At 65.0% G+C, this 4,531-nt stretch carries 3 protein-coding genes; 1 reads left to right on the top strand and 2 read right to left on the bottom strand.

Annotated elements, in window-relative coordinates; genetic code table 11:
- Both H5T60_11900 and H5T60_11895 read right to left on the bottom strand, forming a co-directional pair.
- The coding region (locus tag H5T60_11900; protein MBC7243134.1) for a glycosyltransferase family 39 protein at positions 1-574 on the bottom strand (574 nt) is incomplete at its 3' end.
- Between the two features lies 1 nt (position 575).
- Positions 576-3,419, bottom strand: coding sequence for a DEAD/DEAH box helicase family protein (locus tag H5T60_11895; GenBank protein ID MBC7243133.1), 2,844 nt, complete (start codon positions 3,417-3,419; stop codon positions 576-578).
- A 306-nt stretch (positions 3,420-3,725) separates the two neighbouring features.
- Between H5T60_11895 and H5T60_11890 the strand changes: the two genes are divergently transcribed.
- Positions 3,726-4,531 (top strand): pyridoxal-phosphate dependent enzyme (locus H5T60_11890; protein ID MBC7243132.1); only part of this gene is annotated, 806 nt, incomplete at its 3' end.

Here is a 4,531-nt window from a genome sequence, read left to right as displayed (position 1 = left end):
GCGCCAGGACGATGAAGAGGGCGTAATACTGGGTATACAGGGCAGCCAACAGTGCCAGGCCGGCACCGGCCCACCAAACAGCCCGCCGGCGCTCCAGCGCCTCCAGGGTCAGCCACACCCCCAGGGCGCCCAGGCAGGTCACCATGCCGTACATGCGCACTTCTTGCGAGTAATAGATGTGGAATGGGGAGATGGCCAGCAGGCCGGCGGCCAGCAGGCCGGCGCGCCCCCGGCCAAGGCGCCGGCCGATGGCCCACAGGAGCGGGATGGTTGCTGTGCCCCACAGCACGGAGAGCAAGCGCGCGCCGATGACCGCCGGCAGGAATAAATCGGTGAGCGCCAGCCAGGCCTTGAGCACCAGGTAATAGAGGGGCGGGTGAATGTCCACCGCCGTGGCGGCCAGCAGTGCCGGCGCCGGCAGATGGGAGAAATAGAAGCTGTAGCCCTCGTCGAACCAGAGCGGCTGGAAGTCCAGGCGGAGCAGGCGCAGGAGCAGGCCGGCCAGCAAGATGCCGGCCAGCGGGGTATCCCATCGTGAGAGGAGCCGGGCAGCGCGCGGGCACAGGGAACGCATATCAGCTCCGTGACCCGACCCATTGGGCGGCGCGGTGGCCGACGAAGTCCAGCGGGCCGTGCTCGACCGTGCAGGAGGGCAGGGCTTTGAGGAACATCTGGCCGTAGCGCTTGCTGAGCACGCGGCGGTCCAGGATGACGACTACGCCGCGGTCGGTGTGACTGCGGATCAGCCGGCCGAACCCCTGGCGGAAGCGCAGGATGGCATCGGGCACCGAATACTGCTGGAAGGGGTCTTCGAATGCCTCGGAGCGCGCCTCGAAGATGGGTTCGGTAGGCACGGCGAAGGGCAGGCGGGTGATAATGACACAGCTCAGCGCCGGCCCCACCACATCAATGCCCTCCCAGAAACTGCGCGTGCCGAAGAGCACCGTATCGGAGCTTTCCTTGAACTGCTGGAGGAGCTGGGTGCGGGAAGACCCATTGCCCTGTGCCAGGATCGTGATGCCGGCCTCGTGCAGTGCCGGCCCCGCCAGCTCCAGCGCCTTGCGCAGTTGGTGGTACGAGGTGAAGAGCACCAGCGTGCGGCCGCGCAGGGCCAGCGCCACCTGCTCGATGGCCCGCGCCACGCTGGCCAGGTAGAAGGGCTGGGAGGGCTCCGGCATGTCCGTCGGGCAGTAGATGAGCGTGGAGGCGCGGTAATCAAAGGGCGAATCCAGCGCCACCTCGCGGGCATCGAGGATGCCCAGCCGCTCGCGCAGGAAGGAGAAATCCTCGCCGGCGCGCAGGGTCGCGGAGGTGAACACCACCGCATGCCGGCGGCTCAGCAGATACTCGTAGATCATCTCCCCCACATGTAGGGGCGCGGAGTGCAGGGAGGCGGTGTTGGCCTCCGGCAGTATTTCCAGCCAGTCCACCCGATTGGCACGCGAGCTTGTCAATATGGCGGTGACTTCCGACTGGATCAGGTTCCAGAATTCGGCGCGGCCGGCCAGGTCGAGGATGAACTCCGGCAGACCTTCCACGTCGTCCAGGGAGGCCGCTTCCACTGCCATCTGCCCCAGCCGGCGCAGGTGTTCCCGCAGGCCGCTGATCAGCACCGCCGTATTGTCCCACATTATCTCGATCTGGGACCAGCGCGGCTGGACCCGCAGGGCATCGGTGATGCGCAGGCGCAGGCTGTAATCCCCCGAAGTATTGTTCTGGTGCTCGGCGAAGGCCGCCAGGGACGAGAAAAGGGACTGCGCGGCGTCGCGCACCTGCTCGGCAAGGCCGGCGATCTCCTGGCTTAACCGCATCAGCTCGGCACGGGAGTCCGGCGCCAGGTGCGGGGAGAACAGGGCAACTGCCTCGTGCAAAAGCCCCTGGAAGCCGCGCCCACGGGAGGAACCGGTCAGCCAGCCCAGCTCCTGTTCGATGGCCGGCTGAGAGACATGAAAGCTGAGCTGTTTGGTGGTGGCATCCTCCAGGTGATGGGCTTCGTCCACGATAAGGCAGTCATAGTCCGGCAGGACCGCGTTCTCGATGGCCGCGTCGGCCAGCAGGAGGGAGTGGTTGACGATGATGAGATGGGAGCCGGCGGCCCGCTGGCGTGCCCGCTGAAGGAAGCAACTGCCGCGCTGAAAGTACCGGCATTCCTCGTTTAGGCAGGTCTCGGATTCCGCCGAGAGGTACGACCAGACCGCTTTATCGGTGTCGGTGGGAAGCATCAGCTCCGCCTGGTCGCCGGTGGCTGTGCTCTGCGCCCAGATAAGGATGCGCGCCAGGGCGTGCACCTCATCGGCGGACAACTGCCGGGACTGTTTCATGGTCTGGAGCTTGCGCAGACAGAGGTAATTGGAACGGCCCTTGAGCACCGCTGCGCGGAACGGGAAGGGCAGGATGCGCTGGAGGTCAGGGATATCCTTCTGATAAATTTGGTCCTGCAGATTAATGGTGTTGGTGGAGATGACGACGCGCTTGCCCTGCGACACGGCGTAGTAGGCTGCCGGCACCAGGTATGCCAGGGTTTTGCCGGTGCCAGTGCCGGCCTCAATCATCAGCACCCCGCCGTCCCGCAGTGTCTCCGCCACCGCCTCGAGCATGGTCACCTGTTGGGAGCGGAACTCATAGCCGGGGAACTGCTGTGCCAGCAGGCCGTCGGGCAGGAACAGCGCCTTTTGCGCTTCGATGTCGAAGGAGACCAGGTCCGGGGCCGGCGCTACTTCCTCCACCGCTTCGACATCTTCCAGCAGGGCCACCGCCCCGCTGTCATCCAGCAGGCCCTTGGCGCGCAGTTGATCTGCCAGGGTGGCGCGTGCGAAACCACTGCGGGTGCGCGCATGTTCGATGGAGCGGAAGATGCCGGCCAGCGGCCAGCCGGTCCCCTCGGCCAGGCGGTTGATATCCTGGATCAGGCTGAGCGGGAGCTGGCGGGCGCGTTCCAGCAGTGCCAGGAACAACTGCCGGGCGGTGTCCGCGTCCTCCAAGGCGCGGTGGGAAGCCTGCGGGGTGATGCCCATTTCCGAGGCCAGGGTGGCCAGGTTATAGTGGGCGGCGTGCGGCCAGACGATGCCGGCCAGGGCGAAGGTGTCGATCGAGGGATTGCGCAGGCGCAGGCCGGCGGCCGCCAGGAACGAGATGTCGAACCCGATGTTGTGCCCGACCAGGGTGCCTTTGCCGATGAAGGAGCGGATGGCCGGCAGGAGGGTCTCCATAGTCGGTGCGTCGCGCACATCGCGATCCCGGATGCCGGTGAGCTGGGTGATCTGGAAGGGGATGGGCCGGCCAGGGTTCACAAAGGTGGCGAAGGTGTCCAACACGCCCTGGGGCGTGAACTTCACCATCCCGATTTCAATGATGCGGTCTCGCTCTGGAGAAAGCCCGGTGGTCTCCAGGTCCAGCGCGACGTAGGTTTCCTGCTCCACGATGCCTTCGATTCTAGGGGGCGCGCGGCCCCGTTCTAGTGATCCTGTGCCTGTCCACAGGTCGCCCCCGTATTATACCCCGGGGTATGGGAAGTGCAAAGCAGAAGGTCGGTGGAAAGGATAGCCGCTCCCTGCGCGAGGGGAGGGGAGCCAACTGCCGGCCCCATTCCCACGGTTTGACGTCCCCGCGTTTGCATGGTATAATATGTCAGACCTCAGACAAATAGCTGAGGCCGCTGGCTCTCTTAACTTTCTGGAGCAAACTGTTCGGAAACCCTGATCTCTTCACATTACGGAGGTATTGCCATGGACCTGACCATCAACCAGGAAGTCCTGCGCCGTGCCGTCCAGCGCGCTCGCGAGCGCCGCATCATCATCCCCACCTTCGAGCAACAGCGCAACCCGGACCTCATCCCCGATACCATCAAGGCCCAGCTCAAGAAAGTTGGCCTGTGGGACGTCAACCCGCTGAACCTCTTCCGCATCACTTGGAAGAACGAGCCGGTGCCCTTCGGCGGCGGCTTCAACGGCGTCAATTACATCGAGTTCCCGTCCTCATTGACCGGCGTGCCGGCGCGCATCATCGCCCTGGTCGGCAAATGGTTCCCCACCGGCGCGCACAAGGTCGGCGCCACTTTTGGCTGTCTGGTGCCGCGGTTGGTGACCGGCCAGTTCGACCCCACCTGGCAGAAAGCGGTCTGGCCCTCCACCGGCAACTACTGCCGCGGCGGCGCGTATAACTCCGCTCTGCTGGGATGCGATTCCATCGCCATCCTGCCGGAGGAGATGAGCCGCGAGCGCTTCGAATGGCTGTCGCGCCTGGCCGGCGAGGTCATCGCCACCCCCGGCTGTGAGAGCAACGTCAAGGAAATCTTCGACAAGTGCTGGGAGCTTCGCCGTACCCGCAATGACGTGGTCATTTTCAACCAGTTCGACGAGTTCGGCAATCACCTCTGGCATTACTACGTCACCGGCCACGCCATGCAGGAAGTGCTGGAAAAGGAGATGGGGCCGCGGGATGAATATCGCGGCGTGGTGCTGACCACTGGCTCCGCCGGCACCATCGGCTGCGGCGACTATCTCAAGGAAGTCTTCCCCACCAGCAAGGTGGC

The organism is Anaerolineae bacterium (assembly GCA_014360855.1).
Taxonomy (GTDB): Bacteria; Chloroflexota; Anaerolineae; order JACIWP01; family JACIWP01; genus JACIWP01.
The sequence above is the reverse complement of the archived record's forward strand: the minus strand, read 5'-3'. Positions and strand labels throughout refer to the sequence as shown.